General features: G+C 59.5%; 21 protein-coding genes and 1 pseudogene. 12 read left to right on the forward strand and 10 right to left on the reverse strand.

Annotation, left to right across the window (positions count from 1 at the left end; translation table 11 throughout):
• Positions 1-224 precede the first annotated feature (224 nt).
• Positions 225-644: an organic hydroperoxide resistance protein gene (locus ACI5GA_RS08125; RefSeq protein WP_404631628.1), complete on the forward strand. Its 420-nt coding sequence runs from the start codon at positions 225-227 to the stop codon at positions 642-644.
• Between the two features lie 26 nt (positions 645-670).
• Positions 671-1,690, forward strand: coding sequence for an alpha/beta hydrolase (locus ACI5GA_RS08130; RefSeq protein ID WP_404631630.1), 1,020 nt, complete (start codon positions 671-673; stop codon positions 1,688-1,690).
• A 128-nt stretch (positions 1,691-1,818) separates the two neighbouring features.
• On the opposite strand, the gene efp is transcribed toward ACI5GA_RS08130, so the two are convergent.
• Together efp and earP are read right to left on the reverse strand one after the other, a co-directional pair.
• The gene (efp, locus tag ACI5GA_RS08135; protein WP_108237187.1) at positions 1,819-2,388 is read right to left on the reverse strand and encodes an elongation factor P; all 570 of its coding nucleotides are present in this window, start codon (positions 2,386-2,388) and stop codon (positions 1,819-1,821) included.
• Positions 2,389-2,475: 87 nt separating this feature from the next.
• Complete coding sequence (gene earP, locus ACI5GA_RS08140; protein ID WP_421422472.1) at positions 2,476-3,609, reverse strand: elongation factor P maturation arginine rhamnosyltransferase EarP; 1,134 nt, start codon at positions 3,607-3,609, stop codon at positions 2,476-2,478.
• A gap of 113 nt (positions 3,610-3,722) precedes the next feature.
• Between earP and ACI5GA_RS08145 the strand changes: the two genes are divergently transcribed.
• From ACI5GA_RS08145 to ACI5GA_RS08165, 5 genes are all read left to right on the forward strand, one after another.
• Positions 3,723-4,115: a hypothetical protein gene (locus ACI5GA_RS08145; protein ID WP_421422473.1), complete on the forward strand. Its 393-nt coding sequence runs from the start codon at positions 3,723-3,725 to the stop codon at positions 4,113-4,115.
• A 26-nt stretch (positions 4,116-4,141) separates the two neighbouring features.
• Positions 4,142-4,624, forward strand: a complete 483-nt coding sequence (locus ACI5GA_RS08150; RefSeq protein WP_421422475.1) for a GreA/GreB family elongation factor — start codon at positions 4,142-4,144, stop codon at positions 4,622-4,624.
• Positions 4,625-4,744: 120 nt separating this feature from the next.
• Positions 4,745-4,951, forward strand: coding sequence for a hypothetical protein (locus tag ACI5GA_RS08155; protein ID WP_404631640.1), 207 nt, complete (start codon positions 4,745-4,747; stop codon positions 4,949-4,951).
• Positions 4,952-5,025: 74 nt separating this feature from the next.
• Positions 5,026-5,577 carry a DUF1003 domain-containing protein gene (locus ACI5GA_RS08160; protein ID WP_404631642.1) on the forward strand — a complete coding sequence of 184 codons (552 nt, stop codon included), beginning with the start codon at positions 5,026-5,028 and terminating at the stop codon, positions 5,575-5,577.
• 123 nt (positions 5,578-5,700) lie between these two features.
• Positions 5,701-6,240: a PaaI family thioesterase gene (locus tag ACI5GA_RS08165; RefSeq protein WP_421422476.1), complete on the forward strand. Its 540-nt coding sequence runs from the start codon at positions 5,701-5,703 to the stop codon at positions 6,238-6,240.
• A gap of 234 nt (positions 6,241-6,474) precedes the next feature.
• Here ACI5GA_RS08165 and ACI5GA_RS08170 read toward each other — a convergent pair whose 3' ends face one another.
• Entirely contained in the window at positions 6,475-7,680 is a 1,206-nt protein-coding gene (locus ACI5GA_RS08170) for an NAD(P)/FAD-dependent oxidoreductase (protein WP_421422477.1), read from the reverse strand.
• Between the two features lie 341 nt (positions 7,681-8,021).
• Here ACI5GA_RS08170 and ACI5GA_RS08175 point away from each other — a divergent pair, with 341 nt between their 5' ends.
• Both ACI5GA_RS08175 and ACI5GA_RS08180 read left to right on the forward strand, forming a co-directional pair.
• A complete protein-coding gene (locus ACI5GA_RS08175) occupies positions 8,022-8,579 on the forward strand; it encodes an RrF2 family transcriptional regulator (protein ID WP_421422479.1) in 558 nt (185 codons plus the stop codon).
• 235 nt (positions 8,580-8,814) lie between these two features.
• Entirely contained in the window at positions 8,815-10,668 is a 1,854-nt protein-coding gene (locus ACI5GA_RS08180; protein WP_404631650.1) for an ABC transporter ATP-binding protein, read from the forward strand.
• A 33-nt stretch (positions 10,669-10,701) separates the two neighbouring features.
• On the opposite strand, the gene ACI5GA_RS08185 is transcribed toward ACI5GA_RS08180, so the two are convergent.
• The 4 genes from ACI5GA_RS08185 to ACI5GA_RS08200 form a co-directional block, all read right to left on the reverse strand.
• Complete coding sequence (locus tag ACI5GA_RS08185; RefSeq protein WP_404631652.1) at positions 10,702-11,577, reverse strand: NmrA family NAD(P)-binding protein; 876 nt, start codon at positions 11,575-11,577, stop codon at positions 10,702-10,704.
• Between the two features lie 83 nt (positions 11,578-11,660).
• Positions 11,661-12,374, reverse strand: a complete 714-nt coding sequence (locus ACI5GA_RS08190; RefSeq protein ID WP_421422480.1) for an SDR family oxidoreductase — start codon at positions 12,372-12,374, stop codon at positions 11,661-11,663.
• A gap of 68 nt (positions 12,375-12,442) precedes the next feature.
• The gene (locus ACI5GA_RS08195; RefSeq protein ID WP_404631656.1) at positions 12,443-12,862 is read right to left on the reverse strand and encodes a MarR family winged helix-turn-helix transcriptional regulator; all 420 of its coding nucleotides are present in this window, start codon (positions 12,860-12,862) and stop codon (positions 12,443-12,445) included.
• Between the two features lie 50 nt (positions 12,863-12,912).
• Positions 12,913-13,839, reverse strand: a complete 927-nt coding sequence (locus tag ACI5GA_RS08200) for a LysR substrate-binding domain-containing protein (protein ID WP_421422481.1) — start codon at positions 13,837-13,839, stop codon at positions 12,913-12,915.
• A 145-nt stretch (positions 13,840-13,984) separates the two neighbouring features.
• Between ACI5GA_RS08200 and ACI5GA_RS08205 the strand changes: the two genes are divergently transcribed.
• Positions 13,985-14,689, forward strand: a complete 705-nt coding sequence (locus ACI5GA_RS08205; RefSeq protein WP_421422482.1) for an SDR family oxidoreductase — start codon at positions 13,985-13,987, stop codon at positions 14,687-14,689.
• Positions 14,690-14,843: 154 nt separating this feature from the next.
• Here ACI5GA_RS08205 and ACI5GA_RS08210 read toward each other — a convergent pair whose 3' ends face one another.
• Genes ACI5GA_RS08210 through ACI5GA_RS08220 form a run of 3 tightly spaced genes read right to left on the reverse strand, consistent with a single transcriptional unit; the run spans position 14,844 to position 18,425 of the window.
• Entirely contained in the window at positions 14,844-16,478 is a 1,635-nt protein-coding gene (locus ACI5GA_RS08210; protein ID WP_404631662.1) for a GMC family oxidoreductase, read from the reverse strand.
• Positions 16,475-17,020, reverse strand: a complete 546-nt coding sequence (locus tag ACI5GA_RS08215) for a sugar dehydrogenase complex small subunit (RefSeq protein ID WP_421422483.1) — start codon at positions 17,018-17,020, stop codon at positions 16,475-16,477. Before ACI5GA_RS08215 ends, ACI5GA_RS08210 begins: the two co-directional genes overlap by 4 nt.
• A gap of 4 nt (positions 17,021-17,024) precedes the next feature.
• Entirely contained in the window at positions 17,025-18,425 is a 1,401-nt protein-coding gene (locus ACI5GA_RS08220) for a c-type cytochrome (RefSeq protein WP_421422484.1), read from the reverse strand.
• A 356-nt stretch (positions 18,426-18,781) separates the two neighbouring features.
• Between ACI5GA_RS08220 and ACI5GA_RS08225 the strand changes: the two are divergent.
• Together ACI5GA_RS08225 and ACI5GA_RS08230 are read left to right on the forward strand one after the other, a co-directional pair.
• Positions 18,782-19,564 (forward strand): annotated as a pseudogene (locus tag ACI5GA_RS08225) (MCP four helix bundle domain-containing protein); the annotation flags it as partial.
• A 69-nt stretch (positions 19,565-19,633) separates the two neighbouring features.
• Positions 19,634-20,422 (forward strand): methyl-accepting chemotaxis protein, encoded by a 789-nt coding sequence (locus ACI5GA_RS08230; RefSeq protein ID WP_421425454.1) that lies wholly within the window; start codon positions 19,634-19,636, stop codon positions 20,420-20,422.
• Positions 20,423-20,429 lie beyond the last annotated feature (7 nt).

The raw sequence follows: 20,429 nt of genomic DNA on the forward strand, positions 1-20,429 counted from the left end.
GCTATTCATCGCTGGAAAGCCGAGCATTTCGATTTTTTTAAAAAAATATTCACTTAAAAATCAATCAGTTAAACAAAAAAACGATTTCCTTCAGAAAAATCTCGAAAATTTATCTTGCACGCAAAACATTATCGCACTACATTTCATCTCACTTGCTTAGCGCACAAAACTTTAGCGCAAAGCACAACAGGCTTCAGGCCAACATCATCAAGTGAGGAATTACCATGAAAGCGCTCTATACCGCAGTCGCAACCGCAACCGGTGGCCGTGATGGCCGTGCTGTTTCCAGCGACAAGATTCTCGACGTGAAACTGGCCACGCCAAAAGAACTGGGCGGCGCCGGTGGTGAAGCCACCAACCCTGAGCAACTGTTCGCTGCTGGCTACTCGGCGTGCTTCATCGGTGCACTGAAATTCGTTGCGGGTCAGAGCAAACGCAGCATCCCTGCCGACGCCTCGATCACGGCCCATGTCGGCATCGGCCAGATCCCTGGCGGTTTCGGTCTGGACATCGACCTGAACATCAACCTGCCAGGTCTGGATCAAGCCGACGCTCAAGCGCTGGTCGACGCCGCTCACCAGGTCTGCCCTTACTCCAACGCCACTCGCGGCAACGTTGACGTTCGCCTGCACGTGACCGTCTAACCCACCCGACCGGAAGGAGAAAGAACATGAACACATTCGGCAAAATTCTGGCGGGCTCGCTCCTCGCGCTGTCGATCGGCAATGCCTTTGCAGCAGGCGATACCGGCGTCGAGCACAACACCCAGGCGTTTCTCGATGCCTTGAATTCGGGCACTGGCAAGCCGATCGAGCAACTGTCGCCCAAGGACGCACGCGCTGTTCTGACCGGCGCTCAGGCCGGGGTCAAACTGACCCTGCCCAAAGCCGATGTCAGCCAGAAGACCATCTCGGTCGATGGCCAGAACATCAGCCTGACCATTGTGCGTCCGGCAGGCGTCAAGGGCACATTGCCTGTGTTCATGTTCTTCCACGGTGGCGGCTGGGTACTGGGCGACTTCCCGACCCACGAGCGTCTGGTTCGCGATCTGGTAGCGGGTTCCGGTGCGGTGGCGGTGTTCGTCAACTACACCCCTTCGCCTGAAGCGCACTACCCGACCGCAATCAACCAGGCCTATGCCGCGACCAAATGGGTGGCCGAGCACGGCAAGGAAATCAACGTCGACGGCAAACGTCTGGCCGTGGCCGGCAACAGTGTGGGTGGCAACATGGCGGCGGTCGTCAGCCTGATGGCCAAAGACAAGGGCACGCCGGCGATTCGTTATCAAGTGCTGCTGTGGCCGGTGACTGACGCCAACTTCGACACAGGTTCCTACGACCAGTTTGCCGAGGGTCACTTTCTCACCCGCAATATGATGAAGTGGTTCTGGGACAACTACACCACCGATCCGAAACAACGCGCCGAGATCTACGCCTCACCGCTGCGCGCCACCACGGATCAGTTGAAAGGTCTGCCGCCAGCGCTGGTACAAACCGCCGGAGCCGACGTACTGCGTGATGAAGGCGAAGCCTACGCTCGCAAGCTGGACCAGGCCGGTGTGCCAGTCACTGCGGTGCGCTACAACGGCATGATTCACGACTACGGTTTGCTGAACGTGGTTAGCCAGGTGCCGGAAGTGCGGTCTGCGATGTTGCAGGCTTCCCAAGAGTTGAAAGAGCATCTGAAGTAATACGACATCTCCCCCTGTAACAGTCCGGCCGGGCGGCTACAGGGGTTCATCTTTCCAACGCAAAACCATCACCCACAAAAAAGCCCGACTCAATGGTCGGGCTTTTTTGCATGCGGGGTTAGCGCATATTACTTCTTGGTGCGGCCCTTGAAGGAGCTGTCACGGGTGTCGATATCGATCCACTCGTCGATTTCGATGAAGTCAGCGACCTGGATTTCAGTGCCGTTGGCCAGTTTGGCTGGCTTCATGACTTTACCGGAAGTGTCGCCACGGGCCGAGTTCTCGGTGTAGGTCACTTGACGGCTGATGGTGGTCGGCAGTTCTACGGAAACCAGACGGCCTTCGAAGAAAACGGCTTCGCAGACGTCCTGCATGCCTTCTTCGATGAACGGCAGAACAGCTTCGATGTCTTCAGCGTTCAGCTCGTACATGGTGTAGTCGGTGGTGTCCATGAACGTGTAGGAGTCACCGCTGATGAAAGACAGGGTGGCTTCTTTACGGTCCAGGATCACGTCGTCCAGCTTGTCGTCGGCGAAGTAGACGGTTTCAGTCTTGTAGCCGGTCAGCAGGTTTTTCAGCTTGGTCTTCATGATCGCGCTGTTACGACCCGACTTGGTGAATTCAGCTTTCTGAACCAGCCAAGGATCGTTGTCGATACGCAGTACGGTACCGGGTTTAAGCTCTTTACCAGTTTTCATTGCGAGTATCCGAATTTGGATTGAAGTTCTTTCTAAGCCCTGTACGAAAAGCCACTTTTCGTACAGGGCTTACTACAAGGCCGCGTATCATAGCCAATTTCGGTAAAAGTGTACTAGCGCAGTCGTCAGATCATCCTGCAAGGCCCGTTCCAGACACCAACGTTCGGCGTGATTGGCCAGTTCACTGCGGTGTTTTTCCAGCGCGTCCCAGCTATGTGTCATGTCTTCTGCGGCGTTCCAGTTACGCCACATCTGAGTCAGCGCCTGCCCTGCCGCATCGGAGAGGCCCGCTCGGTACAGCTCCAGGAAAGCGTCGAGCTTGGCCCAATGGGCATCGTCGTCCTGCTCGTAAATGTGCCAGATCATCGGTCGCCCCGCCCATTGCGCCCGCACGAAGGAGTCTTCGCCGCGTACCACGTTAAAGGCGCAGCACCACAACAACCGGTCATAATCTTCCTGACGCACGAACGGCAGCACTTGAATCGTCAGGCTGTCGCGCACCTGCAGCGCGCCCGCTCTCAAGCCCTCGACACCCAGCCATCGCTCGACATCACCAAGGATGCGCCCTTCAGGTACCAGCAAATGGGTGGTCTGGGCGTCCGCGGCCAGCCGCTCCAGCCACGACCCCAGTCCCGCGTGCTCATAGGCGAATAACGACATCAGGCGCGCTTGCGACTGTGGATACACCCCCAGATCAGCCAGAAACGCCTGTTGCGCAGCAGGGTTCTGTTCGAAGGCGTGACGCCGTTCGATCAGACCGGCCTCCCGCAAAAGCCCACCGGTCGTGGGACGAAAACCCGGAAAAAAGAAGAACTTTTGAATGCCGCTCGATTGCAAGGATGGCAAACCATGGCAACCGGTGACCCACTCTTCGGCACTCAGATAATCGAGATTCAGCCACAACGGTTTGGGATCGCGCGCTTTCATGGCGTCGATCTGCGTCGGCGGCAAGTGGCAGCCAAAGGCTTCGATCACCACATCCGCAGGTTCCACGGGTTGCCAATCCTTGGCCCAGAAACGCACGTCGATGCCCTCGCGCCACTGTTGTGCCGCCTGAGCATCGGCCCCCGGACACAAACGGGCGAACGCCGTCAGATCATCGATCCACAACCGCACGCTCATGTCGTGCTCGGCCACCAGTTGCCGCGCCAGGCGCAATGTCACGCCCACATCACCGAAGTTATCCACGACGGTGCAGAAAATATCCCAAGAGGCTTTCATCCCGGCTCCTTGAGGATGTTCAAAAATGCGAATTGTCCTTCATAACGGCGCAGAATCGCCAGCCCGGTCGTGCGACAATCCGCGCTACGTCCACTGCAAGTAGGGAGTCTGCCATGTACGTCAACCATCGCGAATTGTCCGTCACCCTTCGCCCGGTCAAACTGGTGCTGTCGATTGCCGCAGGCATCTGGCTGGGATTTCTGGCCGTGCTGCTCACGGGCTGGTTGATCTACAAGGTACTGCCCGCCGAGCAGACGCAGGCGCTGACAAACGCCGCAACACAATTGACCACGCCTGCGGCCAAAGCCAGGCCTGAAAGCGACAACCCAATGTTTGATCAGTACCGGCAGATCCTGCGCGACAGCGAAGCCCGCCAAGCCCAGGAAGCGGAACAGGCCGAGCGCGCACGCAGCTTCAACGGCCCCAAATGCCAGTTCTGGATGCAACAGAACCAGACGGCCCCCAGCGAGAAAAGCCGCGCAGCGATTTATCAGTTCTGCGGCTGATTGCCTTGACGAGACACGCGCCATCCATGAATAAGCAACAGGTCCTGCAACGGATCATCGAACGGCTGCAAATCGATCTGGACGTCGCCATTCGCGCCGCCCAGACTGCGTACGAAACAGCGACCCACGAAGAAAACATCGCCGAGAACAAATACGACACACTGGGCCTGGAGGCCTCGTACCTGGCCGCCGGTCAGGCACGTCGCGTGGAGGAGATCCGTCAGGCGCTGGCGTTGTATCAGCACCTGACGCTCAGGCCTTTCGATGAAGATCGGGGTATCCAGCCCGGTGATCTGATCGTGCTCGAATCCGCCAGCGGCAACGAACAGTGGCTGTTTCTCGGGCCGGACGCCGCAGGGCTGAAGGTTCAAGTCGATGACAGGCTGATCACGGTCATCACCGCTCGCGCACCGCTGGGGCAGAACCTGTTGAGCAAACTCGACGGGGATGAGGTGCAGATTGTGGTCAACGGCGCTCAGCAATCGTTCGAGATCACGCACGTGCTGTGATCCGTTAAACAATTTCAGGGTTGAAGCCCGCAAGTCATTGTGGGTAAGGTGCGCAGTCGCATGACAAAGGTGTCCCCGGATATGGAGCCGGGCACAAGGATTTTATCAAGGAGATATTTCATGACGAACGTCATCACCTTCCCTGACGCCCATGAACGTGATCGCCTCAAATCCCGTGACCGCCAAGGTTTGAGATACCTGAACAAGAAAGAGCGACAACTGATCGACTGCCTGCGCATGACCAGCCACGCCGGCCGCCAATACGTGTATGACTACGCCAACATCATGCACCGTTCCAAGCCGCTGTACCCTCACCCGCAGGAGTGATCCTCCTGCCGAGTACAAAGCCTCCGGGCACGGGCCTATAGTGGGCAGATGTTTTTTGCCTTCAGGAAATTCCCATGCCCGCTGCAACACCTGACTCCGCCGCTCGCGACACTGCCTCCCACGCCAGTGTCGATCACCTGCGCTTTCACAAGGCCCATGCGCATCTGGCGCCCACGTTCGGCAACGATGCCTTCGCGCTCAAGGCCGAGGCATTCGCGCGATTCTTCGGTACCCCCACCTTCCTCGGCGCTCAAACGCTGGTGGTGTTGCTCTGGGTGGGCGCCAACCTCACAGGGCTGGTGACGTTCGACGTCTACCCCTTCATCCTGCTCAACCTCGCCTTCAGCCTGCAATCGGCCTACGCCGCGCCACTGATTCTGCTCGCCCAGACCCGTCAGGCCGCGCGGGACAAAGCCAGCGCCGATGCTGATGCTCAACACCGTGAAGCCCTGGCTGTCGCCAATGAAGAACGCATGGCCCGCGCCGCGCAGAATACGGCGCAAATGCTCGAACTGCTGGAGCAGAACACGCGCTTGACGGAAATGACCAAAGTGCTGACAGAACGGGTCGAAGCCCTCACCGCAGACATGCACAAGCACTTTGTGAAAAAGGATGGACACGCCTGACTGAGCGCTTTAGCCATTGGGTGGACATTTATGATATTGCGAGCGTCATGAATGCACGGGATTATGAGCGTAATTTTCTAGCACCTGGCAGTTCGTCGGGTGTCTTTCCCGGAGCCCACGCCCATGCAAAGCACCTCTCGCGAAGAAACCCTGGCACTCTGGCAGGCGCAAGAACAGGAAATGCGTGCCCGTCTGGGCAAGGCAGGCAGCATGAGCCTGATGGATGTCGCGCAGCTCACGCCGCAGGAGTTTTTCGATGGTATCGGCAGTGGCGTATACCCTCATCCGCCGATTGGCGAGCTGATGGATTTCGTGCCCATCGAATGGACGCCAGGCCGTTTCCTGTTTCAAGGCACGCCCGGCCCGCAGCACTACAACCCGCTGGGCATCGTGCACGGCGGGTACGCCGCGACCCTGCTGGACTCCTGCATGGGCTGCTCGATTCATACGCAACTGAAAAAAGGCCAAGGCTACACCACGCTGGACCTGCGCATCAGTTACATCCGTGCCCTGACCGACAAAAGCGGGCCGATCCGCGCCGAAGGCACCGTGGTGCACCTCGGGCGTTCGACCGCGTTGGCGGAAGGAAAAATCTATGACGCCGATGGCCGACTGTTTGCGACGGGAACCACCACCTGCATGATTCTGGATATGAATCGTTAGTGTCCCTCGGCTCTCACAGTTTCAGCGTTGAATACACTATTTGGATTCGACGCAATCACTGTGGGGATTCGATGGTGACTGGACAGCTTTTTCGCCACCAAGGCGGCTCCCACAGAGAGGGTGCCGAACCTGTGGGAGCCGCCTTGGTGGCGAATGCGGTTGACCAGACAACATCGAGTCGCCCGCAGGGCATGCATAAGGGGCAGTATCGGAAATCAAGCCCCTTGAACAGCGTTACGCAACGACGGGAATCATCGGATCCGCTGCCGCCAACGCGGCCTCACGCTCTGCCACCGGAGGATAGATCCACACCGAGTTGATCTGCTGTTTCAATTGCTTGGCCTCCTCCTTGATCAACTTCACCTGCCGGTCCCAGCCTTCGGTGTACACCGCGCCCCACGCGCCAAGGTCCAGGCAGGTAACGTACTTGACCTGGCTATAAGGAATCGGCGCCTCGCCCAGCAAGTCGGCTGCGACGTTATTGCCCGCCGAACGCCCCAGCGCAATCGCGTGCTGACAGGTCATCAACGCGAAGTTGCCCACATCGTCAGTCGCCGCATACGCGGTATCGCCCGTGGCGAAGATATCGTCCTGGCCGATGACTTTCAGGTTGCGATCTACATGCAGGCGGCCATAAGCGTCGCGCACGCCCGGAACCTGCTCGGTCAGCGAACTGGCCCGCACGCCGACGGTCCAGACCACTGTTTTGGCATCGATGCGTCGACCGTCCGCCAGAGTCACGCCATGGGTGTCCACTGCCGCCACCGATGCATTGACCACCCACTCCACACCCAGCGTTTCGGTGGCATCGATGATCGATGGACTGATGTTTTCGCCCAGCGCCGCGCCCACCTTTTCGCCGCGATCCACAATGACCACGCGGATGTTGGCATCGGCGCCCAACGCGGCGCGCAGACGAGCAGGCATCTCGGTCGCCGTCTCAATGCCGGTGAACCCGCCACCCGCGACGACCACCGTATTGCGCATGGCTGAGTCAGGTTGCTGAGCCAACGCCTTGATGTGCTGATCCAGACGGGTCGCTTCAGCCATCAAGTCCACATCGAAAGCATGCTCGACACCCGGCACAGAAGCAGGACGCACCACGCGGCTGCCTGTGGCCAGAACCAGTTTGTCGTAGTTGATCACGACATTGGCGCCGTGAGCGTCGGTGTACGTCACGGTTTTACCCGCTGCATCAATGGTATTAGCCATGCCCTGAATGAACGTCACGCCCACGGCATCGAACAACGGCCCGAGCGGCGACTGCATCTGATGCACTTCCTGCTCGTAGTAACGCGGGCGCACGCCGAGTACGGCCTCAGGGGCCAGAACGGTTACTTGCACATCGTTACGGCCATGCATGTCCAGCAAACGCGTCGCGCTCAGTGCGCTCCACATCCCGCCGAAGCCTGCGCCAACAATCAGGATCTGCTTTTTCATTGTGTGCTCCAAAGAAGAAATCGCTTGTGTTCAGGGTGAGTGAGCAGCGACACCCGACGTCCGCCCTTCGCAGTCGGAGTTACGTGTCACCTCAAAACAACTACGACTTTATTTGTCGTAGTTATGTTCAGCAAGTGATTTTTTCAGCACCCAACATTTCTCGATGTCAGAGACGGTTTCTTTTCACATAAAAATCAAACAATTAATCGTTAAAACCGACTGTCGCCTCACCTGAAACACACTGCTTTCTGCTCGCCAGCGATCGCCAAACCACACGGATTCCTTGCGAGACCTCCGGCAAATTGTTAGCTTTTGCACGATCAGTTCAGTCGGAGATTGAGATGTCGCTTTACAGCGCGGGCGTCGAATACGGCATTCACTGCCTGCTGTACCTGGTGGACGAACGTGGCGACAGCCGTGAGGCAAGCGTGCGCGATCTGGCCGAATTGCAGGGTGTGCCTCAGGAGTATCTGGCCAAGGTGTTCACCAAACTGGCGAAGGCGAAACTGGTGATGGCCACAGAAGGAGTGCGCGGCGGTTTCAAGCTGGGCAAGCCTTCGGACGAAATCACCCTGCTGGACATCGTAACGGCCATCGACGGCCACAAGCTGATTTTCGATTGTCGTGATATCCGCGGTCGCTGCGCGGTGTTCGATGGCTGCGCCCCTGAATGGGCGACGTCGGGTGTGTGCGGGATCAACGCGGCGATGATGACGGCACAAAAGCGGATGGAAGAGGCGCTGGAACAGCAGACCATTCTCGATCTTGCACGCCGCACAGGCCGTAAGGCGCCACCGGAGTTCGCCAACCAGATCAATGGCTGGTTGAGCGACAGAAAGGAAAACCGGGCGACGGGAAACGACCCTCAAACCATCGCTGTCGCACAGCTCGACGAATGAAAAGCGCATTCGCTCTCGCTCGCGCTATTGATCCGCAATAGCCCAGACACCATCGAACGCGACTTGGGTGCAGGCTGCACGCAAGTCGCAGTCGGCGGCGTCTGAGCCATTTGTGCATGAAGAGCAAAAGCAAAGCAGGAGCAAGTGCATACGCGTCACGGGAACGCGCAAGAAGATGTAAGGCCCAATCGTTCGATGGCAGAATCGCTGCAATCTGATTTTCATGGAGACCCGCATGCTTCGCGCTTTTGAACGATGGCTCGACCCCTTCCCGCCTGACGAGGTGCCGCCCCCACCTGAGGGCTTGGCCCGCTTCTTGTGGGCCTGCACCCGGGGCGCGCGTCGCTACATCCTCGCGCTGGCACTGCTCAGCGCCGCTGTGTCGATTTACGAAGCCTGGCTGTTTTCGTTTCTCGGGCAGGTGGTGGATCTGCTCTCGACCTGGCAAACCGGCGGCGAAGCGGCCATACAGGAGAGCCGCGTACTGTGGGGAATCGGCATCGTATTGCTGACCAGCATCGCGCTGGTTGCGCTGCGCACCATGGCTCAGCACCAGATTCTGGCGATCAACCTGCCGCTGCGGCTACGCTGGGACTTCCATCGCCTGATGCTGAGACAGAGCCTGTCGTTCTTCTCCGACGAGTTCTCGGGCCGTGTCACGACCAAGGTGATGCAAACCGCGCTGGCCGTGCGCGAGGTGCTGTTCACGATCATCGAAATCGCCCCCGGCATCGGTGTGTATTTCATCGCGATCATTGCGCTGGCCGGCGGTTTCGCGGCGAAACTGATGCTCCCGTTCATGGGCTGGATCGTGCTGTTCGGGCTGGCGATGGCGTACTTCGTCCCACGTCTGGGAAAAGTTGGTCAAGAGCAGGCCAACGCGCGCTCGTCGATGACCGGGCGTGTCTCAGACGCCTACACCAACATCACGACAGTGAAACTGTTCTCCCACTCCAAGCGTGAAGCGCACTTCGCGCGAGCGGCGATGGAAGACTTCAAACAGACCGGTTTTCGCCAGATGCGCCTGGTCAGTCAGTTCGAAATCGTCAATCAGGCCCTGGTGGTCGCGCTGATCATGGGCGCGGGCGGCTATGCGTTGTGGCTGTGGCACCAGGGCGATATCGGCACAGGAGCCGTCGCTGCGGTGACCGCCATGGCGTTGCGCATCAACGGCATGTCGCACTGGATCATGTGGCAGATGACCTCGCTGTTCGAAAACATCGGCACTGTGCAAGACGGCATCGAAACCCTGACCCGCAGCCCCAAAGTCCAGGACGCCCCGAACGCGGGTGTGTTGACGACCACCGGCGGCGCGGTGACGTTCGATCAGGTGAGTTTCAATTACGGCGGTGAACGCCAGGTTCTCGACGATTTGAGCCTGCACATCAAACCCGGTGAAAAGGTCGGTCTGGTGGGGCGCTCAGGCGCGGGCAAATCCACGCTGATCAATCTGCTGCTGCGCTTTTACGACGTGAACAGCGGCGAGATTCGCATCGATGGCCAGAACATCGCCCACGTCACACAAGACAGCCTGCGCAGCGTGATCGGCATGGTCACGCAGGACACCTCGCTGCTGCATCGCTCCATCCGCGACAACATCGCTTATGGCCGCCCCGACGCAACCGACGAGCAGATCCAGCGCGCCGCTGCCGATGCCCAGGCCGATGCGTTCATCATGCAGTTGAGCGACCGGCAAGGCCACACCGGTTATGACACCCTGGTCGGCGAACGCGGTATCAAACTGTCGGGCGGCCAACGCCAACGCATTGCCATTGCCCGGGTGATGCTCAAAAACGCCCCGATTCTGTTGCTGGACGAAGCCACCAGCGCGTTGGACTCCGAAGTCGAGGTGGCCATTCAGGAGAGCCTCGACGAAATGATGCAAGGCAAAACTGTCATCGCCATCGCCCATCGGCTGTCGACAATCGCAGCCATGGACCGACTCATCGTCATGGATGATGGTCGCATCATCGAACAGGGCACCCACGCCGAGCTGCTCGAAAAGAACGGCACCTATGCGCGCTTGTGGCAACACCAGAGCGGTGGGTTTCTGGGTGAAGATCAAGGCGTGGTCGAGGCGGTGGAATAAGACAACGTCCCTTCCACCTCTCTCTCTTGATCACTAGAAGGCGTTGCGATTGGCCAGGACGAACTCTCGGACCGTCTGCGGCGCTTTCCCGGTGATCTGGCCGATCACGCCGTCTTCACCGGCAAAAATCCCGTTCTGGTAATCAATCGCGACTTCAATGAAGTGCTGGATCAGAAACGCCGGCAGATTATAGCTTTCCAAGTGCGCGCGGTATTCGTCGAGAGTGGACGGCGCGTAAGTGATCTTACGACCCAGCACAGCGCTGAGTTCTGCGGCGATCTGACTGTGGTCCATCTCGACAGGCCCGAACAGCGAATACGTTTTGCCAATGTGCTGCGCCGGATCAGTCAGCACGGCAACGATCAGCCGCGCCTGATCTTCCGCGGCAATCGGCGCATGGCGCCCTGCACCGTACGGCAGAGTGATGCGGTTGTCTTTAACGATGGGGTCAAGCACCCACGGAAACGTCAGCCACTCAGAGAAGAAGGTCGGGCGAATGTGCACCGTTGGCACGCCAGACCAGTCGAGCACCCGCTCCGCGATCCAGTGATTGCGTGCCGCGTGGCTGTGGGAATCGTTTCGTGCGGAAATCTGCGACATCTCGATCACCACCTCGACACCGGCCCGCTGCGCGGCGTCGGCGAAATAGGCTGTGGCCTGGATGTAACCGTCACGTACCGGGTAGCACAGATAGGCGCCGGTCACGCCGTCCATGGCGTGAAGAATGTCATCGTGTTCAAGCAGATCACCGACGAAGATTTCCGCACCGGCCTGGCGCAAGGCTTCGCTGCGCTCGTCATTGTGATGAACGAAAGCGCGCACGGCATGGCCTTCGGCGAGTAACTGTTGAACGGTATAGACGCCGGTTTTACCGGTCGCACCAGTGATCAGGTATTTGCGAGGTTGCATGGTCGTGCTCCTGTGAGCGAGGTCACCGTGAAGAAGAGCGCGCCATGACGATGAGCACGGCGCGCGAACGGAAAAGTCGTCGATCAGCCCGGCATCGGCGGGTTGAAATACACCGCGTCCGCAGAGGACAACGTGGACTTGATATAGCGCGAGCCCTCATCGGCCAGTGCTTCGAAACCACCGGCTTCCAGCGTTTCGTACGCAGAGTCGACCACGGCTTTCGGGGTGGACTTGGGCACGTCGAAGCCCTGAGTCAGATCGGTGTCGATGAACCCGACATGCAGGCCCACCACCTGGGTGTTGTCGCCACGCACTTGCAGCCGCAACGCGTTGGTGAAGCTCCAGGCCGCCGACTTGGTCGCCGCGTAAGCGGCCAGCAGTGGAATGCTCAACCAGGTCACATCGGACAGCACGTTGATGATTCCCCCGCCGCCGTTGGCCGCCAGAATCGGTGCGAACGCCTGACTGACACGAATCACGCCGTAGTAGTTGGTGTCCATCAAATGCTGCGACAACTCGATCATGTTCTGATCGAGGGGGCCTTGCATGACACTGGCGATACCGGCGTTGTTGACCAGCAGCGTGGTGTCCTGGCAGTGCTGCGCTGCCGCCCTCACTGATGCCTCGTCGGTGACGTCGAGCTTCACCGCAATGACACCGGGCACATCGAATGCCGCTGGGTTGCGCACCCCGGCATAGACCTTCTTCGCCCCGCGAGCCACGGCTTCCTTGACAAACGCCAGACCCAGACCACGGCTGGCACCCGTTACAAACACAACTGATCCACTGATGTTCATCAAACGATCCTCGTGGGTTGAGATGGTTTACATGTGTAATTGCACAGCTGAAAATCAAAAAAAACACGTCACACGCCTTGCTCAAGAATTGACTCACGCAGCGCAACGGCTCGCTCCTTGCCAATCTGCTCTTCCCGCTCGTGCTGAGCGGCCTGCCAAAGCGGCGCAGCCTCTTTGCGCTTCGCTTCGCCTGCGGCAGAAAGCGACAGCTTGATCGCGCCGCGCGGCCCGGCAGGGTGGCTCAACAACAACCCCTCGTTCTGTAACGGCTTCAGCGCGCGAACCAGCGTCGTCCGCTCCATGACCATCACCTCCGCAAGCTCGGCAATGAGGATCTCCGGACGCTCTTGCACCACGGTCAAGATCGAGAACTGCGAGGTCGAGATGCCCGCCTCCGCCAGATGTCGGTCATACAGACGCGTCAGCAGCCGGGCGTGGCGCCGGGCGGCGAAGCAATGACAGAGATCGGCGTTCAGTCGTGTTTTCATGACGCCCATCATATGTGTATATGCACATGTGTCAAGCAGGTTTTTCTAGTTCATGACGACCGGTTCGAATCCGTGGCATTCCGCAACAACCACGCCATCACCTTACCCAGATCCGACCCGGCGTCCGGCTCGCTGCCCGTCAGCAGATAAAACCCGCCGTCGGTGTCCAGTACCTGATCGGGGTCCAGCGCCCGGACCAGCCCACCACTTGCCAAAGCGCCACGGATCAGCACTTCGGGCGCCAGGGCCACGCCAAGCCCACGCTCGGCGGCTTCGATGGCCAGGCTGGTCTGGGAAAATATCTGCACGCTGGATGTGGCGTCCAAGCGGCGGGCAGTGAACCATTTGCTCCAGTTGTCGTGGGAGTCGGCTATCAGCGGGGCGCCGTGGGCCAAGTCATTCAGGCTGCGCCAGCGATATTGGCGTTTCACGTTCGGCGAGCAGACCGGGATGATGCTGCCGAGGAACAGCGGGCGTACATGGCACCCCGGAAACGGCGGCGTACCCCAGCGAATCGCCATGTCGACCGCATCGACGCCATGCAGGGGGCGCGCAGCGTTGCTGGCATCGATCATCACTGACAATTGGGGTTCGGCTTCGCTCAGGTGGGCGAGCTTTGGAATCAGCCAACGGCTGGCGAATGCGCCCGTCGTACTGAGCGTCAATGCCCTGCTGCCCGAAGCGGCTCGCTGGGCGCTCAGTTCGCGCGTGGCCTCGTTGATCAAATCGAGGGCGAGTTGAACCTTGGCCAGAAAGGCTTCCGCTTCGGGCAGCAAACGAACGCCGCGAGGCTGGCGCTTGAACACGTCCATGCCAAGCTTGCGCTCCAGCAACCGAACCTGCTGAGCAACGGCGCCCGTCGTGATGTGCAACTCGTCTGCCGCCGCGCGAAAGCTGCCGAGCCGTGCCGTCGCTTCAAATGCCACAAGTTGCCCCATCACGGCGTGTCCCATGCGTGAAACGCTGGATTTCTCCATAGATCGCCTGCCCTGCCCTTTAGCCGAGAAGTGCTGAGTATGTAGTTTTTCTACACCCTCGTACAAAAATCATCACTAGTGCATCTAAGAGCACTGGCCTAGATTGAGGCCATTACTGACCTTCACCTATCGAGAGGATTTGCACATGTCAGAACCCAAAGTGGCCCTCATCATCGCAGGCGGCAGTGGCATGGGCGCTGCTGCGGCGCGTCGTCTGGCGGCAGACGGATTCAAGGTGGGCATTCTGTCTTCTTCCGGCAAAGGCGAAGCGCTGGCTCATGAACTGGGTGGCATTGGCGTAACCGGTTCCAATCAGTCCACCGACGATATTCAGCGTCTGGTGACGGCGGTCTCAGAGAAATGGGGGCGGATCGACGTGCTGGTCAACAGCGCAGGCCACGGCCCACGGGCACCGATTCTGGAGATCAGCGATGAGGACTGGCATCGCGGCATGGAGGTGTACCTGCTGAACGTGATCCGTGCCACGCGCCTGGTGACGCCATTCATGCAACAGCAAAAAGGTGGATCGATCATCAATATTTCGTCGGCGTGGACCTTCGAGCCTACAGACATGTTTCCGACTTCCGCGGTGTTCCGTGCGGGGCTGGCATCGTTCACCAAAATCTTCACGCAGACCTATGCGGGCGACAACATCCGCATGAACAACGTACTGCCGGGGTGGATCGACAGCCTGCCCAAAACCGATGAGCGCCGTGACAGTGTGCCGCTCAAGCGTTACGGGACCAGCGAAGAAGTGGCGGCGACGATAGCGTTTCTGGCGTCAGAAGGTGCGGCCTACATCACGGGGCAGAATCTGCGGGTGGATGGCGGCGTTACCCGGTCGGTGTGAAAATCACCAGACCGCGGTGATCCCTGTAGCCGTCAGCAATAAAGGGTGATCGGCCCCACGCTCCGCGTGGGAATGCCGTGATTGACGCTCCGCGACATTGGACGCGGAGCGTCCGCAATGGCGTGCCCACGCAGAGCCTGGGCACGATCGACATTTAAACCTCGCCCACCAACACATCAGCAATACGAATGCTCAATGCCGCGCCTGTCAGCGTCGGGTTCACGCACGAAGACGACGGCATGACGCTGGTCCCGGCGATGAACAGGTTCGGGTGGTCATGGGTGCGGCAATCGCGGTCGACCACCGAATCCTTCGGATCGTCGCCCATGATGGTCGTGCCCATGATGTGCTGACGGTTCTGGAACCCGGTGTCAGTGCTCAGAATGTCCGCGTTCAGCAGCTTGGCGAACTGTTTGAAGTCCTCCAGCGCCTTCTCCTTACCCGCATGCCAGTAGTCCGGAACGCTGTAGTAAATCTCCGGCACCGGCAGGCCGATGGCATCGAACTTGGTCTTGCTTGGCGTGATGCGGTTTTCCGGCAGCGGCAGCGTTTCGAAGTCTACCGCCCAGTTCAGCGAACGTGCCGATTGCAGACGGATCTGCTCGTCGAGTTTGGACCCCAACACGCCCTTGCCGATCAGGTTGGAGGTGATCTGCGAGGTCGGCACGGTGTTGCGGACCTTGATCTTGTAGCTCGGGAAGTCCTTGCGGAATGCGCCGTCGCGGCTGTTGAGGTAGACCAGCAACTGCGTCGGCCCCTCGCCCGGCCACATATCTTCCTTGGTCATGACGTTCATGCTGATGCCGGTGTGATCCATCAGGTTACGACCGACCTGGTCCGACGAGTTGGCGATGCCGTTCGGGTATTTCTCGGAGGTCGACATCAGCAACAGCTTCGGCGACTCGATACCGTAGGCCGCGAGCACGAACGACTTGGCGGTCAGCTTGTGCTGAGATTTGTCCGGGCGCATGTACCAGACTGCGGTGATCTTGCCGTCATCGCCCGCTTCGATCTTGTACACCACCGAGTTGTCCAGCACCTTGGCGCCATGGCGCTCGGCTTCGTCGATGTGCATCGAGCCGTCGTACTTGGCGGCAATCGGGCAGACCGGGTTGCAGTTGTTGTTGCCCGCGCACGGCGGACGCTTGCCGTAAGGGCGGGTGGCGCGACCATTGGGTTCGAGGATCGGGTTGTAGCCGCCGACACTCAACATCTCGGACAAACGCTTGAACATGTAGCTCGGCTTGAGGCCTTCCATCGGGTACGGGATCGAACGTGGCGGGAATGCACCACCGCCCTGCCCGCTTTCGTCCTGGCCATCAACACCCGAAACACCCAGCTCGGTCTCAGCCCGCGCGTAGAACGGCTCCAGCTCGTCGTAGCTGATCGGCCAGTCGCGACCGCGGCCATACAGCGACTTGAGCTTGAAGTCGTTGGGCAGCATGCGCCACAGCGAAGACCCGAAGTGCCAGGTGGTACCACCCACGACCCGCAGGTACGAGGTGTTGTATTTGACCGGGCCGACCTGCTGCAAATAATCGCCGTAGGTAGATGGCGCGTGCGGCAGACTCGGATAAGGGGAACCCGCGCCCTGCAATTTGGCGTTGGCCAGCGACAGCTTCACCGGGGCGTTGCGAAAGGTTTCCACGACGTCGCGGCGGTTCACCCGAGGACCTGCTTCCAGCACGATCACCGACTTGTTCGCTTTGGCAAGGCCCGTGGCGATCAGGCCGCCCATGACGCCGGAGCCGATGATGACCACGTCGGCATCGAATTGATCGTTGCTCATGCTTTTGAATCCTGTGCTGCGTCTGGTTTAGGACCCCATGTAGCCGGGCCGCCGCCGTAAGTGGGGATGGCGAGAATGCCGTGCGTGGGCACATACATCATGGCCAAGGAATAAGCGATCAGTTCGGCCGTGGCAGGCTCGCCGACGATGCCCAGGTACCACGCTGAAATGATGCTGGTGGCAGTGGCCTTCAGCGAGGCATCTGCATCGGCTTGCGCCAGGTACTCATCGACATGCTTGTAGCCTTGGGCGGCAATCAGTTGCTTGAGCGCCAGCACGTTGGTCGAGAAGTTCGGCGCGCGCTTGTCGAGCGCGGTGTAGTAACGAGCAGCCAATACCGGGTTGACCGGGCGGCTCACCAGAAACTGCGACAGGGCCATGAAATCGTCGTTTGAAACCTGCGCCGCCATGACCGACTGCCACGGCATCACGCTGCCCGCCAGCGCGGCCAGGCCCAGCGCCACGGAGCCGCGCAACAGGTTGCGACGGGAGAAACCGGCAGAAACTTCAGGGTGTTGCGTATTCATATTTGAACGGTCCATTGCATCAGGCTCCCTTGCGACGACGGGCGATCAGGGCCATCACGATCAGGCCGATCAACACGCAGACGAGGATGATTGCCGGGATCGTGAACTTCGCCAGCACCGCCAGCGGGGCTTTCGGGCCGCCTTCACGCACTTGCGCGACATCAGCAGCGGTCACCACCTTGTCGGCGTTGCCATAGCGAGACAGCACGTAGTTGGTGACGTCAGCGATCTGCTGATCGTTAAGGCGATCGGTGAACAGCGCGTCCGGGCCAAACGCAGGCATGTCGATGGCCACGCCGTCGACTTCGCGATGCACGCCATACACGATGGCCGCGATCAGGTTGTCGCTGCGGCTGGTGGCGGTGTTGTGGAACAGCGACGGGTATTCCTTGTTGCCCTGGCCATTCGGCTGGTGGCAGTTGGCGCAAGTACCACTGAAGATGTGCCAGCCCGGATTGTCCTCGGGTGTGCCGCCGCGCAGGGTCAATTCATCGTTGGACGCTTGGCCGTATTCGTGACGGGCCTTGGCTTCGCCGGTCTTGATCGGCTGGGTTTGCAACAGATAAGCCGCGATGGCTTTGAGGTCTGCATCGCTCAGGTGCTGCAGGCTGTTTTCCACCGCTTCGGCCATCGGGCCAGCCGCCTGGGCCTTGCCTTCGACGTGGCCGGTGCGCAGGTACGCGACGATCTCGTTCGCGGACCACGCACCAATGCCGCTGACCTTGTCAGAGGTAATGTTCGGTGCGAACCAACTGCCCAGCGAGCCGCCTGCCAGCGGCCGTGAATTGTCGACAGCCATCAGCACGTTACGTGGGGTGTGGCAGGTGTCGCAGTGCGCCAGACCATTGACCAGGTAGTCGCCACGGTTGACTTCGGCAGACTTGGCCGGGTCGGGCGTGAAGCGCTTGTCGCTGTGGAACAGCGCGTTCCAGCCGATCATCGAGCCGCGGATGTTGAACGGAAATGCCAATTCGGTCTTCGGCGTGGCAGCGTCCACTGGCTGGACTTCGTGCATGAAGTAATCGTAGAGCGCCGAGATATCGCTGTCGGTCATCTTCGAATACGAGGTGTACGGCATGGCCGGGTACAGGTGCGTACCGTCGGCCGCGACGCCATCGCGCACCGCACGGGCGAACTGTTCTTCCGTGTAATTGCCGATACCGGCCGTTTTCGACGGCGTGATGTTGGTGGAATAGATTGTTCCCATTGGCGAGTTGAGGGCATAACCCCCCGCGAACGCCTTGCCCCCGGGCACGCTGTGGCACGCCACGCAATCCGCTGCTACCGCCAGGCGCTTGCCCGCTGAAGCATTTTCGTCCAGTGCCTGCCCGTAGGCCAACCCTCCACTGGCCATCATCAGCGTGAACAGACCAGCAAAGGTTCTGCCCACACCTCTCCCCTTACCCGCGTAACGCAACATGATTCCTGCCTCAGGCCAATGCTTTTATGGTTTTTTCAAAATTGGTTGAATCGCGGACACGCTGATGCCATCACGCTGACGGAAAAAGCTCAGGTGGTACGATGTCTTATAATTTTCGGGGAATATTTCACAAAGAATAACATGTTGCAACAAATTCAAGAGGCAAAGTGCCACATCTGTGCTTATCGAATGCGAAGGCTCTAGAACAAGCTTCTTGATTCATTAATATTCAGGAAAATTAATATCCTGTAACCCTTCAGTCATTTACAAGCGCGCCGACAGATGTAAGACGACCGTTCGTCCAGTTCGGTTGACTCTTCAGTTTTTTACTCCAACAACATTCGGCAGGACGTCAGATGCGCTGGATTCACGATGCAAAACTTTCGACCAAATTGATCACGGCGTTCGCGCTGTGCGCGTTCATTACCCTCGGCGTGGGGGTGCTGGGCAGTCGGGGCGTTTCTCATCTCTCGAACAGCCTGGACAGGGTGTTCAGCAACAATCTGGTGTCCGTCACCAACACCGACCAGGCCAAGATCAAGGCCGTTGGTCAGACTCGCGACATGTATCGTCTCTACGTGGCGACCCAAGCCGGTCTGCCCCAGAGCACCAAAGACGAGTTCATCGCCTCGATGAACGCCAACCAGGCCGCCAGCGAAAAAGCCTTCGCCACCTATCGCAAGGCTGAACTGGCCGACGACGAGCGTGCGGCAGGCGACAAGATGGAGCGGGACTGGCCGGCCTATCAGGCCCTGGTGCAACGTTACGTCGCGCTGATGAAAGCAGGTGACGTGGAAAACGGCCGCGCGCTGCTGCTGGGCGATCTGCAAAAGGCCTATCGCGTGGTGATGGACGAACTGACCATCATGACCGACTCCAACAACCGGCAAGTGGGCGAAGGTTCGGTGGCCGCTGCGCAACTGGCCTCCTCCGCCGAAACCTCGCTGTACACCGGTATCGCACTGGCTTTCGTGGCGGCCATTCTGCTGGGGCTGTTCATCAGCCGTCTGATCAGCAAGCCCATCGCCTCCGCCGTTGCCAGCGCTCAGCGCATTGCCGAAGGCGACCTCACCCAACACATTGTCAGCACCGGGCGCGATGAAGCCGGACAACTGCTGAGCGCGTTGGGTGACATGCAACACAGCCTCAAGACCACGATTCAGCAGATCGCCAGCGCGTCGGATCAACTGGCCTCGGCTGCGGAAGAGATGGCGGCAGTCACCGACAACGCCAGTCGCGGCCTGGTGCGTCAGAACGACGAAATCCAGCAGGCGGCCACCGCCGTAACGGAAATGACCTCGGCGGTCGAAGAGGTCGCACGCAATGCCGTGTCGACGTCCGAGGCCTCCCGCGCCACCAGCGCGCAAGCCAGCAGTGGCCGCGATCAGGCCCGCAACGCCGTGACCGCTATCAACAGCGCGACGACGGAAATCGCGGCCTCTACCGAAATGGTCAAAGACCTCGCTGTGCAAGTGCGCGACATCGGCAAGGTGCTGGACGTGATTCGCGGCATCGCCGAACAGACCAACCTGCTGGCGCTCAACGCTGCGATCGAAGCGGCCCGCGCAGGCGAACAGGGTCGCGGTTTCGCGGTGGTCGCTGACGAAGTGCGCGCCCTCGCCGCCCGCACGCAGTCGTCCACCGGTGAGATCGTAGGCATGATCAGCCACGTGCAAAACAGTGCCGATCAAGCCGTCGGTGCCATGGGCAAAAGTCAGGCGCTGGTGACCGATACCCAGTCACTGGCCCACGCCACCGATCAGGCGCTGGAGCAGATCGCCGATGGCATCGCCCAGATCAACGACCGCAACCTGGTCATCGCCACCGCCTCCGAAGAGCAAGCCAACGTGGCCCGTGAGGTCGATCGCAATCTGGTCAACATTCAGGACCTTTCGACCCAGACAGCTGCGGGTGCGCATCAGACCAATGCCTCCACTCAGGAACTGTCTAGCCTGGCGACATCGTTCAATACTCTGGTCAGCCGCTTCCGCCTGTAATGCCATA

It is taken from the genome of Pseudomonas sp. Pseu.R1 (assembly GCF_045764065.1).
In the GTDB taxonomy this organism is placed as follows: Bacteria; Pseudomonadota; Gammaproteobacteria; order Pseudomonadales; family Pseudomonadaceae; genus Aquipseudomonas.